This window comes from Limnohabitans radicicola (genome assembly GCF_014837235.1).
GTDB classification, from domain to species: domain Bacteria; phylum Pseudomonadota; class Gammaproteobacteria; order Burkholderiales; family Burkholderiaceae_C; genus Limnohabitans_A; species Limnohabitans_A radicicola.
In genome coordinates, this window is record NZ_JACYFT010000002.1 from 452269 (window position 1) to 471573 (window position 19305).

Annotated in this window: 16 protein-coding genes; 7 read left to right on the forward strand and 9 right to left on the reverse strand. The window is 64.1% G+C overall.

What is annotated here, in order from left to right:
* The first annotated feature begins 2 nt into the window (after positions 1-2).
* Complete coding sequence (locus IC609_RS09970) at positions 3-488, forward strand: molybdenum cofactor biosynthesis protein MoaE (protein ID WP_191819347.1); 486 nt, start codon at positions 3-5, stop codon at positions 486-488.
* Positions 489-493: 5 nt separating this feature from the next.
* On the opposite strand, the gene IC609_RS09975 is transcribed toward IC609_RS09970, so the two are convergent.
* Positions 494-1051, reverse strand: coding sequence for a hypothetical protein (locus tag IC609_RS09975; RefSeq protein WP_191819348.1), 558 nt, complete (start codon positions 1049-1051; stop codon positions 494-496).
* An 86-nt stretch (positions 1052-1137) separates the two neighbouring features.
* On the opposite strand from IC609_RS09975, the gene clpB reads away from it, so the two are divergent.
* The 3 genes from clpB (at position 1138) to IC609_RS09990 (ending at position 6855) form a co-directional block, all read left to right on the forward strand.
* Entirely contained in the window at positions 1138-3744 is a 2607-nt protein-coding gene (gene clpB / locus IC609_RS09980; RefSeq protein ID WP_191819349.1) for an ATP-dependent chaperone ClpB, read from the forward strand.
* A 107-nt stretch (positions 3745-3851) separates the two neighbouring features.
* On the forward strand, positions 3852-5069 hold the full coding sequence (locus IC609_RS09985; protein WP_333473676.1) for an MFS transporter: 1218 nt from the start codon (positions 3852-3854) through the stop codon (positions 5067-5069).
* A 79-nt stretch (positions 5070-5148) separates the two neighbouring features.
* A complete protein-coding gene (locus tag IC609_RS09990) occupies positions 5149-6855 on the forward strand; it encodes a thiamine pyrophosphate-binding protein (protein ID WP_191819350.1) in 1707 nt (568 codons plus the stop codon).
* Between the two features lie 108 nt (positions 6856-6963).
* On the opposite strand, the gene IC609_RS09995 is transcribed toward IC609_RS09990, so the two are convergent.
* Positions 6964-7269, reverse strand: a complete 306-nt coding sequence (locus tag IC609_RS09995) for a c-type cytochrome (protein WP_191819351.1) — start codon at positions 7267-7269, stop codon at positions 6964-6966.
* A gap of 182 nt (positions 7270-7451) precedes the next feature.
* Between IC609_RS09995 and ilvD the strand changes: the two genes are divergently transcribed.
* Both ilvD and lgt read left to right on the forward strand, forming a co-directional pair.
* A complete protein-coding gene (gene ilvD / locus IC609_RS10000) occupies positions 7452-9308 on the forward strand; it encodes a dihydroxy-acid dehydratase (protein ID WP_191819352.1) in 1857 nt (618 codons plus the stop codon).
* 60 nt (positions 9309-9368) lie between these two features.
* A complete protein-coding gene (gene lgt, locus IC609_RS10005) occupies positions 9369-10166 on the forward strand; it encodes a prolipoprotein diacylglyceryl transferase (RefSeq protein WP_191819353.1) in 798 nt (265 codons plus the stop codon).
* A gap of 20 nt (positions 10167-10186) precedes the next feature.
* On the opposite strand, the gene IC609_RS10010 is transcribed toward lgt, so the two are convergent.
* Complete coding sequence (locus tag IC609_RS10010) at positions 10187-10654, reverse strand: winged helix-turn-helix transcriptional regulator (protein ID WP_191819354.1); 468 nt, start codon at positions 10652-10654, stop codon at positions 10187-10189.
* Between the two features lie 128 nt (positions 10655-10782).
* Between IC609_RS10010 and IC609_RS10015 the strand changes: the two genes are divergently transcribed.
* On the forward strand, positions 10783-12093 hold the full coding sequence (locus IC609_RS10015; RefSeq protein WP_191819355.1) for a D-amino acid dehydrogenase: 1311 nt from the start codon (positions 10783-10785) through the stop codon (positions 12091-12093).
* 12 nt (positions 12094-12105) lie between these two features.
* Here IC609_RS10015 and IC609_RS10020 read toward each other — a convergent pair whose 3' ends face one another.
* The 6 genes from IC609_RS10020 to IC609_RS10045 form a co-directional block, all read right to left on the reverse strand.
* Positions 12106-13557, reverse strand: coding sequence for an amidase (locus IC609_RS10020; protein WP_191819356.1), 1452 nt, complete (start codon positions 13555-13557; stop codon positions 12106-12108).
* Between the two features lie 13 nt (positions 13558-13570).
* Positions 13571-15034, reverse strand: coding sequence for an amidase (locus tag IC609_RS10025; RefSeq protein WP_191819357.1), 1464 nt, complete (start codon positions 15032-15034; stop codon positions 13571-13573).
* A gap of 100 nt (positions 15035-15134) precedes the next feature.
* Positions 15135-16112: a Bug family tripartite tricarboxylate transporter substrate binding protein gene (locus IC609_RS10030; RefSeq protein ID WP_191819358.1), complete on the reverse strand. Its 978-nt coding sequence runs from the start codon at positions 16110-16112 to the stop codon at positions 15135-15137.
* Positions 16113-16259: 147 nt separating this feature from the next.
* Positions 16260-17330, reverse strand: coding sequence for a M14 family metallopeptidase (locus IC609_RS10035; protein WP_191819359.1), 1071 nt, complete (start codon positions 17328-17330; stop codon positions 16260-16262).
* Positions 17327-18202 carry a DMT family transporter gene (locus IC609_RS10040; RefSeq protein ID WP_191819360.1) on the reverse strand — a complete coding sequence of 292 codons (876 nt, stop codon included), beginning with the start codon at positions 18200-18202 and terminating at the stop codon, positions 17327-17329. The genes IC609_RS10035 and IC609_RS10040 overlap by 4 nt, the downstream gene beginning before the upstream one ends.
* A complete protein-coding gene (locus IC609_RS10045) occupies positions 18199-19170 on the reverse strand; it encodes a helix-turn-helix domain-containing protein (RefSeq protein ID WP_191819361.1) in 972 nt (323 codons plus the stop codon). Before IC609_RS10045 ends, IC609_RS10040 begins: the two co-directional genes overlap by 4 nt.
* Positions 19171-19305 lie beyond the last annotated feature (135 nt).

A 19305-nucleotide genomic window follows, 5' to 3' on the forward strand; every position in this document is an offset into this window, starting at 1 on the left:
GCATGGCCCAGGTCCGCATCCAGCACGAAGATTTCAACCTCTCGGACGAGTTGGCCCATCTGCGGGCGAACGATCTGCGTGTGGGGGCGGTGTGCAGCTTTGTGGGCACGGTGCGCGACACCCGGGCCATCACCGGGGCTTCGGGCGACGAAATCCGCACCATGGAGCTCGAACACTACCCGGGCATGACCGAAAAAGCCATCGAGGCCATGATCGAAGAGGCGCACCGTCGCTTTGATTTTTACGAGGCCCTGGTGATCCACCGCATCGGGGTGTTGCGCCCGGCCGACCAGATCGTGTTGGTGGCGGTGACGTCGGCGCATCGGGGTCAGAGTTTCCAGGCTTGCGAGTTCCTCATGGACTACCTCAAGACCCAGGCGCCGTTCTGGAAGAAAGAAGAAACACCGCAAGGCGCCCAGTGGGTTGACGCCCGTGTGAGCGACGATGCAGCGCTCGCGCGCTGGGGCATCCAGGCGTCCAACGCCTGAACGCCTCAGTGCTTGTAGCTCTGTGCGGTGGGCGGGGTGACCTCGGCCGGGCTGGCGGCTTCTGAAGCCACGCCTTCGGTCGTGGGCAAAGCCCAATCGGCGCTTTGCAGCGCCTGCTGGGTCAGCAGCAGCAGGCCTTCAACCAGATCCACCGACAGGTTCAGTTGGCACGACTTGCAGTGCTCCCCGATCTTTTGCTCCAGCAGCAGGCCCATGCCCCCTTGTGGGTCCATTGACAAATGGGCATCGGTCACCAACAAGGGTTCCTGACCCAGCGGTTTTTCCTTGGCACCAGACGCAAAGGGTGTCTTGAAATCGGCGCTCGCCATCAGGTTATCGCGTTTGAAGTCCCTGAGCATTTGCAGTGAAATCGTGTCCGACGCAGCCAGTCCGGGTGCGCTGGCATGCCATTTGAGCAGCGACTGGTTCATGGCGGGCCACAAACGTGTCAGCATGCGGCGTGTGAGCCAGAACTGAAACTCCTGACCGTCCAGTGTGTTCAGACGCCAAAGCAGGCGGTCCTGGCGTTCATCGTGGCTGACAGACAACTGGTGGATGCTCATGGTTTGATTTTAGGCAAATCCAGGCAGTGCTTCGGGCCTTGAAATCAGGGCAGTCAGCCCAAGTTGCTGTTCAACCGGAGATTTTTATGCGAATCGACAAACTCACCACCAAATTCCAAGAGGCGCTGGCCGAAGCCCAAACTCTGGCTTTGGGCAACGACCATGCCTACATCGAGCCTGTGCATGTTCTGGCAGCCATGCTGCGCCAGGACGAGGGACCGCGTGCCTTGCTGCAACGCGCAGGCGTGCAGGTGGACGCTTTGGCCATTGGGGCCGAAGCCGCACTCAAGCGCTTGCCGCAAGTCAGCGGACAAGACCAGGTGCAGGTCGGCCCGGAGTTGGTCAAGCTCATGCAGGCGGCCGAGAAAGAGTCCATCAAACGCGGGGACGCCTTCATCGCCAGCGAACTGTTTTTGCTGGCGGTCACCGACAGCAAAGGCGAAGCGGGGCGACTGGCCAAGGAGCATGGCCTCAGTCGCAAAAGCCTGGAAATCGCCATTGAAGCGGTGCGCGGAGGTCAGAACGTGGGCAGTGCCGATGCCGAGGGTCAGCGCGAGGCACTCAAGAAGTATTGTCTTGACCTGACCGAGCGGGCGCGCCAGGGCAAGCTTGACCCTGTCATTGGTCGCGACGATGAAATCCGCCGCGCCATTCAGGTGCTGCAGCGCCGCAGCAAGAACAATCCGGTGCTCATTGGCGAGCCGGGCGTGGGTAAAACAGCGATTGTGGAAGGCCTGGCCCAGCGCATCGTGGCGGGGGAGGTGCCCGATTCACTCAAAGGCAAGCGTGTGCTGTCGCTCGACATGGCGGCTTTGCTGGCGGGCGCGAAGTTCCGTGGCGAATTCGAAGAACGCCTGAAAAACGTGCTCAATGAGCTGGCCAAGGATGAAGGTCAGACCATCGTTTTCATCGACGAGTTGCACACCATGGTGGGGGCTGGCAAAGCCGAAGGTGCCATGGACGCGGGCAACATGCTCAAACCTGCATTGGCACGCGGTGAGCTCCATTGCGTGGGCGCCACCACGCTCGATGAATACCGCAAGTACATCGAAAAGGATGCCGCACTGGAGCGCCGTTTCCAGAAAATCATCGTCAACGAGCCCACGGTGGAGGCCACCATCGCAATTTTGCGTGGCTTGCAGGAAAAGTACGAAGTGCACCACGGCGTGGACATCACCGACCCGGCCATAGTCGCGGCGGCCGAACTCAGCCACCGCTACATCACCGACCGTTTCCTGCCTGACAAGGCGATCGACCTGATCGACGAAGCTGCGGCCAAGATCAAGATCGAGATCGACTCCAAGCCCGAAATCATCGACAAGCTGGACCGCCGTTTGATCCAGTTGCAGATCGAGCGCGAAGCCGTGCGCAAGGAGACCGACGAGGCTTCCCAAAAGCGCCTGGGACTGATTGAAGAAGAGATCGTCAAACTGCAAAAGGAAGCGGCAGACCTGGAAGAAATCTGGCACGCTGAAAAAGCGCAGGCCCAGGGCAGCAAGCATGTGCGAGAAGAGATCGACCTGCTGCGCCAACAGATCGAGGAGCTCACACGCAAAGGCGACTTCAACAAGGTCGCCGAGCTGCAATACGGCAAGTTGCCCGAGTTGGAAAAACGCCTCAAGGAGGCCGCCGCCAAGGAGTCTGCGCCGGGTCAGAATGTGCAGCACCGTTTGCTGCGCACCCAGGTGGGGGCCGAAGAAATCGCGGAAGTCGTATCGCGCGCCACGGGCATCCCGGTGTCCAAGATGATGCAAGGCGAGCGCGAAAAATTGCTCCAGATGGAGGGCAAGCTTCACGAGCGTGTGGTCGGTCAGGACGAAGCCATCTCTGCCGTCTCCAACGCCATCCGGCGTTCGCGCTCCGGTTTGTCTGACCCCAATCGTCCCACCGGCTCTTTTCTGTTCCTGGGTCCCACGGGTGTGGGCAAGACCGAGCTGTGCAAGGCGCTGGCCTCCTTCCTGTTTGATTCGGCCGAGCACCTGATCCGCATCGACATGAGCGAGTTCATGGAAAAGCATTCGGTGGCCCGACTGATCGGTGCGCCTCCGGGCTATGTGGGCTACGAGGAGGGCGGTTACCTGACCGAAGCGGTGCGCCGCAAACCCTACAGCGTGGTCTTGCTCGACGAGGTGGAGAAAGCGCATCCGGATGTGTTCAACATCCTGCTGCAGGTGCTCGACGATGGCCGCCTCACCGATGGCCAAGGCCGCACGGTTGACTTCAAGAACACGGTGATCGTGATGACCTCCAACATTGGCTCGCACCAGATCCAGGCCATGGTGGGTCAGCCCTACGAGGACATCAAGGACGCGGTGTGGGACGAGCTCAAGAGCCATTTCCGCCCCGAGTTCCTCAACCGCATTGACGAGACGGTGGTGTTCCACGGTCTGGACGCGGCCAATATCGCCTCGATTGCCCGCATCCAGTTGCAGTCCTTGCGCGAACGCCTGGCACGTGTCGAGCTGGAGCTGGAGGTCTCGGACGCGGCCATCGGCGAGTTGGCCAAGGTTGGCTTCGATCCGGTCTTTGGCGCACGGCCACTCAAACGGGCGATTCAGCAGCGGCTGGAAAACCCTTTGTCGCGTCAGTTGCTTGAAGGTCGTTTTTTGCCCAAGAGCCGCATCGTCGTCTCGGTCGATCCGGTGCGCCAGCCTGGTGTCTTCGAGTTCACTTCGCAAGCGCCTCAGGACTGAAGCGAGCGCCGCTCGCACCTTGGCGTTGGCCGCTGCGAGCCAGCAGTCTGGCGGGTTTGATCGTATGATCGTCCGCCAAACTGCTGGCTTTTTGCTGTCCAATGCCCATGAACACCGCTGCTGTCTCCACCCCCACCGATTCGTTCCGCTCTGACGCCTCGGTCATGGGCTTGGTGGGCCTGGCCCATGCCAGCTCGCATTTTTCGCATCTGCTTTTGCCCGTCATGTTCCCGGTGTTCATGAAGGAATTCGGCTGGTCTTTTTCCGAACTCGGGCTTTTGTCCACGGTGTTTTTTGTGGTCTCCGGAGTCGGGCAGGCGACGGCAGGCTTTGTGGTGGACCGTCTGGGCGCACGGCCTGTGATGTGGTCTTCGGTGCTGCTGTTCGTGCTGGCCTGCCTGGCCGCAGCACACGCCGACAGCTACCCCACGATGGTGCTGGCCGCCGTGCTGGCGGGCATGGGCAACTGCGCCTTCCATCCGGTGGATTTCACCATCCTCAACCAACGTGTCTCCACCCCGCGCCTGGGCTACGCCTTCAGCGTGCATGGCTTGACGGGCAACCTGGGGTGGGCGGCTGCGCCAGTGTTCCTCACCTTCTGGACGGCAGCGGCAGACTGGCGCACGGCCTACCTTGCAGCAGCGGGCTTGTATGCGGGCATTCTGGTGTTGCTGGTGTTGCAAAAAGAGCATTTGCTGACCACGCCGCACCGCCAAGCTTCGAGCGCTTCGGCGACGGAGTCGGACCTGGCCTTCACCCGGCTGCCGGTGGTCTGGTGGTGTTTCGCCTTCTTTTTGTTGTCGACCATGACGCTGGCGGTGGTGCAGAACTTCTCGGTGCCCATCCTCAAGGCCCTGCACGGCATTCCGCTGGAGATGGCCTCCATGACGCTCACGGCCTACATGCTGTGCGGCGCGGTGGGCATGCTGGCGGGGGGCTTTGTGGCGGCACGCTACCCGGGCCACAGTGACCGCGTGGTGGCCCTGTGTTTGACGGCAGCAGCGGTTTGCATGGCCTTGTGCGCCAGCGGCATTTTTGGCCAGATGGGCACCTTGGTGGTGTTGGCGGCCACGGGCTTTGCCGTGGGCGTGGGTGGCCCGAGCCGCGACATGATGATCAAGAAGGCCACACCCAAAGGTGCCACCGGGCGTGTCTATGGGCTGGTGTATTCCGGGCTGGATGTGGGCTTTGCCCTGGCCCCGGTGGTCTTTGGTTACTTCATGGACCAGGGCTGGTACACCGCCACCTTGCTCAGCGCGGCCCTGATCCTGCTGTTCAGTGTGGGGGCCGCGTTGGGCGTGGGGCAGCGCACCCGCTCGGCCTGAGTTCGGGCTGGGGTGCAGGCCGCATGGTGGCGGCGCGCGCGCGACATCCGGGTGCTTGAACAGTCGGCACAATGCCTGCATGACAGCAAGAATTGCGGGCCACCTCCTTGTCGAATGCCTCCTGGCCCAGGGCGTTACCCATGCGTTTGGCGTGCCGGGCGAGAGCTATCTGGCCGTCCTCGACGGGCTGCACCATCACCGCGACAGCTTGCGCTTCATCACCTGCCGCCAAGAGGGCGGAGCCGCCTTCATGGCCGAGGCGCAGGGCAAGCTGACCGGGCGGCCCGGGGTGTGCTTTGTGACGCGTGGGCCTGGCGCCACCAACGCCTCCATCGGGGTCCACACGGCTTTTCAGGACTCGACCCCCATGGTCCTGTTTGTGGGCGATGTGGCCAGCGACACGCGTGACCGTGAGGCCTTTCAGGAGGTCGATTACACCCACTTTTTCGGACCCTCCACCAAAGGCATGGCCAAGCGGGTGGAGCGCATCGACGATCCGGCCCGTTTGCCCGAATATGTGGCCCGGGCGTTTGCCACGGCCATGAACGGCCGACCCGGCCCGGTGGTGCTGGTGTTGCCCGAAGACATGCTGACCCAGCCGGTCGATGCTGCTGTGCAGCCTTTGCCCAGGGTGGAGCCTGTGGCTGCGTGGTGTGACCCGGGGGCGATGCGCCAGTTGCGTGAAATGCTGCTCGCTGCCCGCCAGCCCATGGTGATCGTGGGCGGGGCAGGGTGGACGCCGCAGTCCGCGCAGGCCTTGCAGCGCTTTGCAGAGAACTGGCAACTGCCTGTGGGCAATGCCTTCCGGTTTCAGGACACCTTCGACAACCACCACCCTTTGTATGCGGGCGATGTCGGCATCGGCATCAACCCGGCGCTGGCGCAGCGCATCCAGAACAGCGATCTGATTTTGGCCATCGGCCCGCGCCTGGGCGAGATGACGACCGGAGGCTACACGCTGATCCAAGCCCCTCGGCCCAAGCAAAAGCTGATCCACATCCACGCCAGTGCTGAAGAGCTCAACCGGGTGTACCAGCCGGACTTGGCCCTGTGCGCCACCATGAACGCTGCCGCACGCAGCCTGGAGGTGTTGACCGCGCCGCTGGAGTTGCCCTGGGCCGAATGGTCAAAGGCCGTGCACCAGGACTACCTGGCCAACCTCGTGCCCCAATCGCTGCCTGGTGACATTGACATGCCCACCATCGTGGCGTCCTTGCAGAAACACCTGCCCGAAGATGCGGTGCTCACCAACGGTGCGGGCAACTTTGCCAGCTGGGTGCACCGCTTCTTTCGTCATCATGGATTGGCCAAGGGACACAAGACGCAATTGGCCCCGACCGTGGGTTCCATGGGTTATGGCGTGCCTGCCGGCATTGCGGCCAACTTGGTGAGTGGGCGCGTGGCATTCACGATCGCTGGGGACGGTGACTTTTTGATGAACGGCCAGGAGCTGGCCACGGCCGTTCAGCACGGGGGGCGTTCCATCATCCTGGTTTTGAACAACGGCATGTACGGCACGATCCGCATGCACCAGGAGCGCGAATACCCGGAGCACGTCAGCGGCTCGTCGCTGTCCAATCCCGATTTTGTGGGGTTGGCCAAGGCTTACGGCTATGACGCGTACCGCGTGCACAAGACCGATGAGTTTGAGCCTTTGCTGCTGCAGGCCTTGGCCAGCGACAAAGGGGTGCTGATGGAGTTGATGATGCTGCCCGATGTGATCACAACGCGCGGCACTCTCAGCGCCATTCGGGATGCGGCTTTGCGCAAACAAGCCAGCACTTGATGCATTCTGTGCAAAGACAAAAGCCCGCTTGAGCGGGCTTTTGTTTGGGCGCTTGGATGGGGCTGACCCGAGATCGATCCGGTGATCGCCCCCATCGGGTGCCGGGGTTTATTTGGCGCTCAGCACCCAGGCGGCCAGTTTTTTGGCCTCGGCTTCGTTGACTTGCGGGTTGGCAGGCATGGGGATGGCACCCCAGACGCCGGAGCCGCCCTTGATGATTTTGGTGGCCAGTTTGTCGACGGCGGCTTTGTCGCCTTTGTATTTGGCCGCCACGTCTTTGTAAGCAGGGCCAACCACTTTGTTGGCGACGGCGTGGCAGGCCATGCAATTTTTGGCTTTGGCCAGTGCCTCATCTGCCATGGCTGGCGCGATGGCCGCAGCGGTCAGTGTCAGGGCTGTGACGATTTTTTTCATGTCGATTCCTTGGTGAAACAGGGTGGAAGAAAGAAGGATTTGGAACTTGAGTGCAAGTGTAGCGCGGGGCGCGGCGTCCTGAAATGGACGTACGGGCGATCGGGCTATCCTCAGAAAGGCCAACAAGGCCATTGGGCTGGGCCATAATCCAGCCAGTTTTTGACATTGACTGGAGCCCTCCGATGCCCGCTTACCGTTCCAAGACCTCCACCGCTGGCCGCAACATGGCGGGTGCCCGTTCCCTGTGGCGCGCCACCGGCATGAAGGACGACGATTTTCAAAAGCCCATCATCGCGGTGGTCAACTCCTTCACCCAGTTCGTGCCCGGCCACGTGCACCTGAAGGACCTGGGCCAACTGGTGGCCCGCGAGATCGAGGCGGCAGGCGGTGTGGCCAAGGAATTCAACACCATTGCCGTGGACGATGGCATCGCCATGGGCCACGACGGCATGCTGTATTCGCTGCCCAGCCGCGACGTGATTGCCGACTCGGTCGAATACATGGTCAACGCCCATTGCGCCGATGCGATGGTCTGCATCTCCAACTGCGACAAGATCACGCCCGGCATGCTGATGGCCGCCATGCGCCTGAACATCCCGGTGGTTTTTGTCTCTGGCGGCCCCATGGAAGCCGGCAAGGCCAAACTGGCCAACCCCACCACCCAGACCATCGAGATCAAGAAGCTCGACCTGATCGACGCCATGGTCATGGCCGCCGACAGCAAGGTGTCGGACAGCGACCTGGCAGAGATCGAGCGCTCGGCTTGCCCGACCTGCGGCTCGTGCTCGGGCATGTTCACCGCCAACTCCATGAACTGCCTGGCTGAAGCGCTGGGTCTGGCCCTGCCGGGCAACGGCACCGTGGTGGCCACCCACGCCGACCGCGAGCAGCTGTTCAAGCAGGCAGGCCACAAGATCGTGGAGCTGGCCAAGCGCTACTACGAGCAGGACGAAGCCTCGATCCTGCCGCGCGCCGTGGGCTTCAAGGGCTTTGAAAACGCGATCGCGCTGGACATCGCCATGGGCGGCTCCACCAACACCATCCTGCACCTGTTGGCGATTGCCCAAGAGGCCGAGATCGACTTCACCATGGCGGACATCGACCGCATGTCGCGCGTGATCCCGCAGCTGTGCAAGGTGGCGCCCAACACCAACAAGTACCACATCGAAGACGTGCACCGCGCGGGCGGCATCATGGCCATCCTGGGCGAGCTGGACCGTGCCGGCAAGCTGCACACCGATGTGCCCACCGTGCACGCCAAGACCATGAAGGACGCGCTGGACCAGTGGGACATTGCCCGCAACCCGTCCGACGCCGTCAAGACCTTCTATATGGCAGGCCCCGGCGGCATCCCGACCCAGGTGGCTTTTAGCCAGTCGGCCCGCTGGCCCAGCCTGGACACCGACCGCCAGGAAGGCTGCATCCGCTCCTACGAGCACGCTTTCAGCAAGGAAGGCGGCTTGGCCGTGCTGCGTGGCAACATTGCTCTGGACGGTTGTGTGGTCAAGACTGCGGGCGTGGACGACAGCCTGCTGGTCTTCGAAGGCCCGGCCCATGTGGTCGAGTCGCAGGACGAAGCCGTGGAGAACATCCTGGGCGACAAGGTCAAGGCGGGTGATGTGGTGGTCGTGCGCTACGAAGGCCCCAAGGGCGGCCCCGGCATGCAGGAAATGCTCTACCCCACCAGCTACATCAAGTCCAAAGGCCTGGGCAAAGCCTGTGCGCTGCTGACCGATGGCCGCTTCTCTGGCGGCACATCCGGCCTGTCGATCGGCCACTGCTCGCCTGAGGCCGCCGCTGGCGGCAACATCGGCCTGGTGCGCAACGGCGACCGCATCCGCATCGACATCCCCAACCGGACCATCAACGTGCTGGTGAGCGACGAGGAGCTGACCAAGCGCCGCGCCGAGCAGGACCAGCTGGGCTGGAAGCCTGCGCTGCCCCGCCCACGCAAGGTGTCTGCCGCCCTCAAGGCCTACGCCTTGCTGGCCACCAGTGCTGACAAGGGCGCTGTGCGCGACCTGTCACTGCTCGATTGATGCACATCGGTTGATCGGCAGGGTGATGCGCGCCCCAGATTGCGGGCACAATCGCTCACCATGCTGATCCACCCCCAAATCGATCCCGTCGCCCTGCAACTGGGCCCTCTGGCCGTGCACTGGTACGGGCTGACCTACCTTGCGGCCTTCGGTTTGTTTTACGGGCTGGGCACACACCGCCTCCAGCACCTGCCGTTTGCCAGGCTGCCCGAGTGGACGCGCCGCGACATCGAAGACATCCTGTTCCTTGGCGTGCTGGGGGTGATCCTCGGCGGGCGGATCGGTTACTGCCTGTTCTATAAACCCGGCTACTACGCAATGCATCCGCTGGAAATCTTTGCCGTCTGGCAGGGGGGCATGAGCTTTCATGGCGGCATGCTGGGCGTGATCGCGGCCATGGTCTGGTTTGCGGTCTCGCGCCAACGGCCTTTCCTGCAGGTCATGGACTTTGTGGCGCCCTGTGTGCCCACCGGGCTGGCAGCGGGGCGTGTGGGCAACTTCATCAATGGCGAACTGTGGGGCCGCGTGGCCGACCCGTCCCTGCCCTGGGCCATGCTGTTCAGGGGTGCGGGCGACTTGCCGCGCCACCCCTCACAGATTTACCAATTCCTGATGGAAGGGCTGCTGCTGTTTGTGCTGCTGTGGCTCTACGCCCGCAAGCCGCGCCAGCAAGGGCAGGTGGCGGCGGCCTTTTTGTTTGGCTACGGCGTGTTCCGCTTTGCGGCCGAGTTCTTCCGTGAACCCGACGCCCACCTGGGCCTGCTGAGCTTGGGCATGAGCATGGGCCAGTGGCTGTGCGTGCCGATGATCGTGGGTGGCGCACTGCTGTGGCTGTGGTGCGGGCGCCGAGCGGCCTGAGCCCTCGCGTCCTGTAGGGCTCAGCGGTCCAGCGCCAGGACCGTGCTTTCCTTGATTTCTTCCATCACCACATAGCTGTTGGACTGTGCCGGCACCGGGATCTTGTTGAGGATGGTGCCCAGCAGTTCGCGGTAATCGCTCATCGCACGCAAACGCGCCTTGACCAGGTAATCAAAGCTGCCCGAGACGAGGTGGCATTCGAGCACTTCGGGCATCAGGCCCACCTCGCGCCGCACGGTTTCGAACACCTGCGGCGATTTCTGCGACAGCGTGATTTCGATGAACACCAGCAGCGGCTTGCCCAGTTGCACCGGGTCCACCCGCGCGTGGTAGCCGGTGATCAGGCCCTGGCGTTCAAGACGTTTGATGCGCTCGGAGCAGGGCGAGGTGGACAGGCCCACCTGTTCGCCCACTTCGGTGACCGACATGCGGCCGTTGCGCTGCAAAAGGTCGAGGATTTTCAGGTCAATGCGGTCGGGTTCGGACATTGTGCGGCTCAGCCGTGGTTTGTTGCTGATTTTGCAGTCAATTTGCCTGGAGTACCTAATTAATTCAGAAAAGTTTTCTGTATTCAATTCATAACATCACCCAATATCAAGTCAAACGGAGTTTGAGCATGAAAGTTGTGGTGTTGGGTGGGGGCGTGATCGGGGTCAGCACAGCCTGGGCGCTGTTGCGCCAGGGCGCAGAGGTCACCTTGGTCGAGCGACAGCCCCATGTGGCGCAGGAGACCAGTTTTGCCAATGCGGGTCAGGTGTCTCCGGGGTATTCGACGCCCTGGGCCGCGCCGGGCATCCCGTTCAAGGCATTGAAGTGGTTGTTCCAGACCCATGCGCCGCTGGCCTTTCGCCCGGACGGCAGCCTGTTCCAGTGGCGCTGGATGGCGGCCATGCTGGCCAACTGCTCGGCCGACCGCTACGCTGTCAACAAAGAACGCATGATGCGCCTGTCCGAGTACAGCCGCGACTGCCTGCGGGCCTGGCGCGCTGAGACCGGGCTGGCCTATGACGCGCGCAGTCAGGGGACGTTGCAGCTGTTTCGCAGTCAGGCCCAGCTCGATGCCGCAGCGCGCGATGTGGCCGTGCTGCAGGACTGCGGCGTGCCTTTTGAACTTCTTGACGCTGCCGGAGTCATCCAGGCTGAGCCTGCGCTGGCCAAGGCCCAGGTGGCGATCAGCGGTGGTTTGCGCCTGCCCAACGACGAGACCGGCGACTGTCATTTGTTCACCCGCCAACTGGCAGAACGCGCCAGTGCCTTGGGCTTGAAGCTGCGTCTGTCTTGCAATGCACAGTCGTTGGTGCGTGAAGGTGATCGTGTCACGGGCTTGCAGCTGGCGAGTCCCACCGGTGCACCCGGGGAGCGTTTGCTGGCCGATGCGGTGGTTCTGGCCGCAGGCAGTTATTCGCGTGACTTGCTGCAGCCATTGGGGCTGGACATTCCGGTCTACCCGGTCAAAGGGTATTCGCTCACCATGCCGCTGTCGGATGCCTCGCTGGCACCGCAATCGACCGTGCTGGACGAGACCTACAAGATCGCATTGACCCGCCTGGGGGACCGCCTGCGGGTGGGCGGCATGGCCGAGTTGGCCGGGTTTGACCTGCGGCTGAACCCGCGCCGCCGTGCGACGCTGGAGAAAGTGACCCGCGAACTGTTTCCGGGCGGTGACCTGGCCCAGGCCCAGTTCTGGACGGGCCTGCGCCCCATGACGCCGGACGGCACCCCGCTGGTGGGTGCCACACCGCTGCGCGGGCTTTACCTCAACACCGGCCACGGCACGCTGGGCTGGACCATGGCCTGCGGCAGTGCGCAGCTGCTGGCCGATCTGATCTCGGGTCGCCAGCCGGCCATCCGCACCGAAGGGCTCGATATGAGCCGCTACGGTGCACGGGGGGCCAAAAGTCACCCGGGTCGGCTGGCGGCAGCCTGAGACAGCGCAGGCTCAGCCAGGCCGACGCTGCAGCCAGTCGCTGCGTACTGCTTCGTAGCCCGCCGCGATCTGCAGCAGTTCCAGGTCGCCCTGCGGTTTGCCGATCAGCTGGATGCCCATGGGCCAGGGCTGGGTGGGGTGAAAGCCTGCGGGCAGGCTGATGGCGGGCAGGCCCGCCAGCGTGGCGTAGATGGTGCATTCCATCCAGCGGTGGTAGGTGTCCATGCGGCGCGCGCCAATGGCTTGTGGCCAGCGCTCTTGCAGCGCAAACGGCCAGGTCTGCGCCACGGGCAGGGCCAGCACATCGTACTGGCCGAACAGGCCCAGCAGGTGCTGGTAGAACACGCTGCGCGTCTGGCTGGCCTGCATGAAGTCCATGAACGAGAGCTTGAGCGAGTTCTCGTGCTCCCACAGGGCTTCGGGTTTGAGTTGGTTTTTGGCGCCCGGAATTTGCAGCAAGGCCGCCACCTTGGGTCCGACCAGCGCTCGGCGCCAGACCAGCCAGCAGTCCCACAAGGCTTGCGGGTCAAAGCCCAGACTGATCGCCTCCACCTGGGTACCGTGGTCCGCCATGTGCTGCAGCGCCTCTTGGCACACGTCCAGAATGCCGTCCTCCATGGCCAGATGGCCGTTCAGGTCGCCCAGCCAGCCTATACGCAGGCCAGGCAAACCGCGCAGGGCATTAGGCGTGTACTGCAAGCCGGATGCGTCGACCTTGCCGTTGATGGACAAAGGTTGGCGGGCGTCATGGCCGGATTGCGTGGCCAGCAGGTGTGCCAGGTCGCGCACGCTGCGGGCCATGGGGCCTTCGGTGCCCAGCTGGTCCACCCACACATCGGCCCCGGGGCCAAAAGGCACGCGGCCTTGCGAGGGGCGCATGCCAAAAATGTGGTTCCAGCCTGCCGGGTTGCGCAGGCTGCCCATGAAGTCCGAGCCGTCGGCCACGGGCAGCAGGCGCTGGGCCAGAGCCACGGCCGCGCCGCCGCTACTGCCGCCTGCGCTCACCGCCGTGTCCCAGGCGTTGGGCGTGGCACCAAACAGGGTGTTGAAGGTGTGTGAGCCCAAGCCCAGCTCGGGCATGTTGGTTTTGCCGATCACAATCGCGCCCGCCGCCTTCATGCGCTCGGTCATGATGCTGTCCTTGGCAGGCAGGGCCGCTTGCAGCACGGTGCTGCCAAAGGTGGTCGGAAAGCCCAGAGCGTGCCCGGTGTCCTTGATGGCCTGGGGTATGCCGTGCAGCCAGCCGCGAGACTGGCCGAGCGCCAGCTCGGCGTCGCAGGCCCGGGCTTGGGCCAGCAGGGTATCGGTCGGGGCGAGGTTGACGATGGCGTTGTAGGTGGGGTTGATCTGCGCGATGCGGGCCAGATAAGCCTGCATCACCTCGGTGCAAGAAACCTGACGCTGGTGGATGCGCTCGGACAGTTCGCTGGCGTTGAAGTCGGTGATCTCGGTAGGGACGGTCATTCGGGGTGTGCTTTCAGGTCCAGGTCAGTGGGGGCGGCACAAAGCCGCACCATTCGGTTTCAAGCCAACGGGCCATGTTCAGGCACAGGGGGTCGGCAAAGCTGTTGCCAATGATCTGCGCCCCGACGGGCAGACCGCCCGGGCTTTGCCCGATCGGGATCGCGGTGGCGGGCAAGCCCACCACGCCGGGGTAGCCCGCCCAGAACAGGCTGTCGGTGTGGGGCTGGTCCTGGCCGTTGACCTGGAGCATTCGCTCCCAGCGTTCGCCTTGCTGGTTGTGCAAAAAGGCGGGCGACGTGGCCACCGGGGTGATCAGCAGGTCCACCGTGTCAAAGTAGCTGTGCCACTGCGCCCGCAGCACGGCGCGTTGCTGGGCAAACTCGACCCAGTCGCGGTGTGTCATCGTGCTGCCGCGCCAGACACGCTCGCGCATGGTGTCCAGTGCCGGATCGCTCTGTGCGGCCAGTGCCTGAAAGCGGGCAAAGGTCGCGTCGTCCAGCCAGGCCCCCGTGGCCGAGCGCAGCAGGTACAAGTACACGCGGTGCGACTGCGCGCTGTCCACCGGGCGGTGGTCGTCCAGCACGGTCACGCCTTGCGAGCGCAAAAAATCGGCCAGCGCATGCAAGCGGTCCTGAATGCTGTTGTCGACCTGCGCCTCGGGGTCGTCGTAAACGATGGCCACGCGGCATTGCCAGGGTGCTTTGTCGGTCTGCCGCCATTGTGCGGGTGTCCAGCCCAGTGGTCCGAACTGCTCCAGGGGTGTGGTCAGCACCTGCATGGCCAGTTGCAGGTCCTGGGCACTGCGCGCCAGTGGCCCGGCCACAGCAATGTCCAGGCTGTCGATGCAGCGAACCCCTGGCAGCTGGTGGCCTTGCATGGGCACCACACCCCAGGTGGGTTTGTGGCCGTACACGCCGCAGTAATGCGCCGGGTTGCGGATCGAGGCACCGATGTCGCTGCCCAGCTCCAGCGGGGTCATGCCTGCGGCCAGCGCGGCGCTGGCCCCGCCAGACGATCCACCGGGCGTGCGCGTCAGGTCCCAGGGGTTGTGGGTGGTGCCATAGACCGGGTTGAACGATTGCCAGTCGCCCAAAGCGACGGGCACATTGGTCTTGCCAAAGACCACAGCCCCTGCGTCCAGCAGGCGCTGCACGGCCAGGGCGGGCTGCTGGGCGATGTTGTCTTTGTAGTCCGGAAAGCCCCAGCAAGTGGGGGTGCCTGGCAGGTCGAAGGATTCCTTGACGGTCATGGGCAGGCCGTGCAGCAGCCCCCAGTCTTCTCCTCGCGCGCGGGCCGCGTCGGCGGCAGCGGCGCGTTCGCGGGCGGCTTCAAAGCTGCGCACCACCACGGCGTTGATGCGGCTGTCGAGTTGCTCCACACGGGCGATGTGCTGAGCCAGCAATTGGCTGCTGGTGACTTCGCCTGCACGCAAGCATGCGAGCAGTTCGGTGGCGGTGCGGTGGGTGAAATCGGTCATGCCGGGCCTGAGTGGGTACCCATGAAAAACCCGGGGATGCAGGGGGTGTGCATGTCCCGGGTGACGTGTGCTGCAGCGCATCGGCGCCGCAGGGTTCATGTCATTGAGGCTCGACGTTGGCCGCCTTGAACAGGGCGCGGTAGCGGGACACTTCCTGGTTGTAGAACTTGTCCAGCTCGGCCACGCTCATGCCTGCGGGCACCTGGCTGCCGGTGCTGGTCATGCCTTTGACGAATGCTTCGGACTTGATGGACTCGTTCATGGCCTGGTTGAGTTTCTGGACCACGGCATCGGGCGTGTTTTTGGCCACTTGCAGGCCGATCCAGATGTCGAACACGAAGTCGGACATGCCACGCTGCGCGCTGATGGGCGCGGCGTCAGGCAGTTGGGGGTGGGGCGCGGTGGACGAGATGCCGATGATCTTGAAGCGGTTGTCCTTGACCATGCCGATGATGGGGCCCGCGACCGGCACAAAGGCCATGTCCACGCTGTTGCCGCCCAGGTCGGTGTAGATCTGCACGGCCGCCTTGTAGGGCACGTGCAGCATGTCCAGCCCGGTCAGCGTCTTGAAGCGCTCGCCCATGATGTGGTACAGCGAGCCCTGGCCCACGCTGGCGTAGCTGACCTGCTTGCCTTTGGCCCAAGCGAGGAATTCGGGGATGTTGTTGACCGGCAGGTCCTTGCGCACCGCCAGGCCGATCGAGGTGCGGCCCATGAGGCTGGCCATGCGCACTTCTTCGGGCTTGAACTTGACGGCCGACAGCGCCAGGGGGGCCATGACCAGTTCCATCGGGGTGCTCAGCAGCTGGTAGTAGCCGTCAGCAGGCGCGGCCAGCACTTTTTGCACGCCCAAAGCGCCACTTACGCCGCCCAGGTTCTCGACCATCATCTTCTGGCCCAGGTGTTTTTCGTATTCGACCTGCACCAGGCGGGCCACCGCATCCGAGGGGCCGCCCGCCGGGTAGGGCACCATGACGGTGACCATCTTGTTGGGGAAGCCCTGCGCGGCGGCGCTGAGCACCATCGCACTGCCCAGCAGGCCAGCGAGCAGGCGCGAAATCGTACGGCGTGAAATCATGTTTGTCGTCCTCGGGGGTTGTGGTGGGTGACCGTGCAAGCGTCGGTCACGGCCGAAGCCACAGTCTGAACAACTTGGTGCCCGGGCTGTATCGAAAATTGGCAAACCCCGGGCGGGGTTTTCCCGAAAAATGCCGCCAGCCCGGTGTCAGGGGCCCGTCGACAGGCCTTGCAAAGCTTGTCGGGCGGCTTCGAGACCTTGCTGCCAGACCTGGTCCTGCCAGGCGCTGGCGGGCGGGTTGAAGGCCTGCACCATGTCCGCCCGGATGGCCGTGGCCAGGGCGTGCGGTGCTTCGGGGTGCAATGCCAGCCAGTGGTCGGCGCGCATGGCCAGGATCATCTGCGCCAGCGGCAGGGTGCCAAACTCCAGGCAAATGCCCGTGTATTGCGCTTGCGGGCATTCCTCGTAGATGGCCATCTGGATCGGGCCCGACAGCGGCACACTTTTGGACGTGCCCGTGTCCACCGAGGTGATGTCGGGCCCCCACCATTGGCGGGCCCGCTGCAAGGTGGCCCCGGTGTCGGTGCAGGCGAAGATGCGTTCGCCGTGGCCGTGCGGGCCCAGCCCCGTGTGCAGGTCGATCCAGGCGATCTGGCGGGCCTGAGCCAGATGGTCTTGCAGCACGCGCCGGAAGGTGCGGTGGCTCCAGGTGGGGGCGAGTCCGCCAAACCAGACACCCTCTGCAAACTGGTACTGCCCGCTGGTGATGGCCCGCTGCATGCGCCGCTCGCCCCAGACCTGGGCTTGCGCGTTCAAGGCGTCGGCCTGTTCGGGTGAGGGGGGCCATTGCACGGGCAGGAGCAGGGCGTGGATGTCGGCGTAATCGGCGTTGACCGGCAAAGGCTGGCCAAAGTCGATGAAGTTGCGGTTGAGGTCGACGTTGTCTTCGTTGACCCGCCGTGCATGCGAAAAGCCGTGCGGGTTCACCGCGTGCACATGCACCACCGCCACGTCGGGCGGCAGGGCCAGGTGTTGCAGCAATCCGGTCTGGATGGCCGAGCCGCAAAAGCCCTCGATGCCGTGCACCGCGCTGGTGGTCATCAGCACTTTGGATGCATGGGCCGGGCCGTGGACGGCGATGTCCATGGCCAGGGTCTCGCCCTGAGCGCCCGTCAAGGGCAGGGTGTGGCTGTGCACCTGGGCACCTGCGCCGCTGGCGGTTTTTAAAAAGAGGGCTCTGGCCTCGCGGTAACTGGGGCTGAAACGTACGGGGGTCATGCGGTGGCCTTGGGGTTGTTCAGCCAGCCCGACAGCAGGCCAAAGCCCGCGATCATGCCCATGCCGCCCACGGCCAGCGCATCGGGCCAGTGGTCAAACATGAGCCAGCCGCCGAGGGCCGAGAAGCCGATGGCCGAGTACAGATAGGGCGAGAGGGTGGACGCCGGGGCTTTGGAGAAGGCCAGCACCATGAAATACTGCCCATACGACCCCGCCAGGGCCACCCAGGCCAGCAGGGCCAGCGTGGGCCAGGGCCATTCGGCAGGCCAGAAAAAAGGCACCAGCACAGACAGGCTGACAAAACCGAAGGCGCTGGTGTACAGCTGGATGGTCAGCGGCGAGTCCTGGCGCGCCAGCACGCCCGTCAGGGTCTGGAAGCCGGTGTAGCAGATCACCCCCATCAGGGCCAGCGCCGCGCCCGTCGGGTCCACATGGCCACCGGGGCGCACCACCAGCAGCGCGCCGCACAAGCCGCCTGCCATGCACAGCCAGCCCGCAGGGGACACCTGCTCTTTCATCACGAAGCGGGCCACCAGCGTCACGGCCAGCGGCACCAAGCAATAAATGGCGGTGAATTCGGCCACAGGCATGCGCTGCAGGGCGCCGTAACCGAACACGCTGCCGCCCACCACCAGCGCGCCGCGCAGCAGCTGCAGCCGCCACTGGCGCGTGCGCAGCCATTGCGGAGAACGGCTGCGCCAGATGCTCACGCCCGCCAGCGCGGTCTGCAGACCATAGCGTGTCCAGATGATGAGAACCGGGGCCAGACTGAGCATCAGCTTTTTGCTGAAAGTGTCCTGCGTGGACAGGCAGGCCATCGCCGCCACCATGGTCAGGATGGCGGTGAGCCGGGTGGTCTGGGCGCTGCTCATCGCTGGCGCAGGGTGTCCGAGGGCAGTTCGCCAAACAGGTGCTTGTAGTCCTGCGCGAACTGGCTCAGGTGCCAGAAGCCCCAGTGCGAAGCAATGTCCTGGATGGTGACGCCGGGGGCGGCTTGCCGGATGGCCCTCCGCACGCTGTTCAGGCGCAGCGAGCGCAGGTACTTGATGGGTGTGGTGCCCAGCACGTCCTGAAAGCAGTAGTTGAGCTTGCGGCGGCTCGTGCCCACGCGGCTGCAGACTTCCAGAATGGACAGCGGCTCGTCGGCATGGCCCATCATCAGCTCGCAGGCACGGTCCACCAGCTTTTTGCGCCGCTCCAGGTTGGGCAGCTCGGAGGTGTCCACCTGGGACGGCAGCGCTTCGAGCCACTCCATCAGGATCTCGTCGCGCAGCTGGCGCAGGGCCTGTGGGTCGTGCTGACGGTGGGCCAGGGCGCTGGCCTGGTCCAGCACGGTGAGCTGCAGGTCGCGCAGGTTCTGGGCCTTGATGTCGGTGGTTTGCAGCACCAGCTGCTTTTCGAGCCAGTGCGCCAGGGGCTTCTGGTACATGCGCTCCCACAGCGGGTTGAGCAGGCTGCGCTCCACCACCACCGCGATCAGGGTGAAGTGGGGCGGGGTGGTCAGGTCCACCTCGTCGCCCTTGCCACACATGATGGCGTGCGCAGGCACCCGTTGGCCGTTGAAGAACAGGTCGGGCGAGTCCTGCAGCGCCATGGCAAAGCCGTACACGCTGTCATCGAGCCGACCGCGTTGGCGCAAGGCGATGCTGGTGTCCTCGCGCAGCAGCGTGACTTCGGGCAGTTGCACCTGGTGGATGCGGCCCTGGAACTGGCCAGGCGAGAGCTGCTCGTACTGCAGCGCCCAGCCCTGCTGGGCCAGGGCGTGCTGGTCCATGTCCTGGGTGTCGAGCACTTGGACCCAGGGTGAATCAGGGGCGTGATGGGGGGCAGGGGAGCCCATCACAGGCAGAAAACGCGGCGCAAATGCATGCCCCTGAGTGTGCCTGCTTCCGAAGACCGGGCTTTTTCGTGAAAACCCGGGGTGTGCGGTGCCCAAACTTGATAGTGCCTGGTGCGCCTTGTGCATAGCATGGGC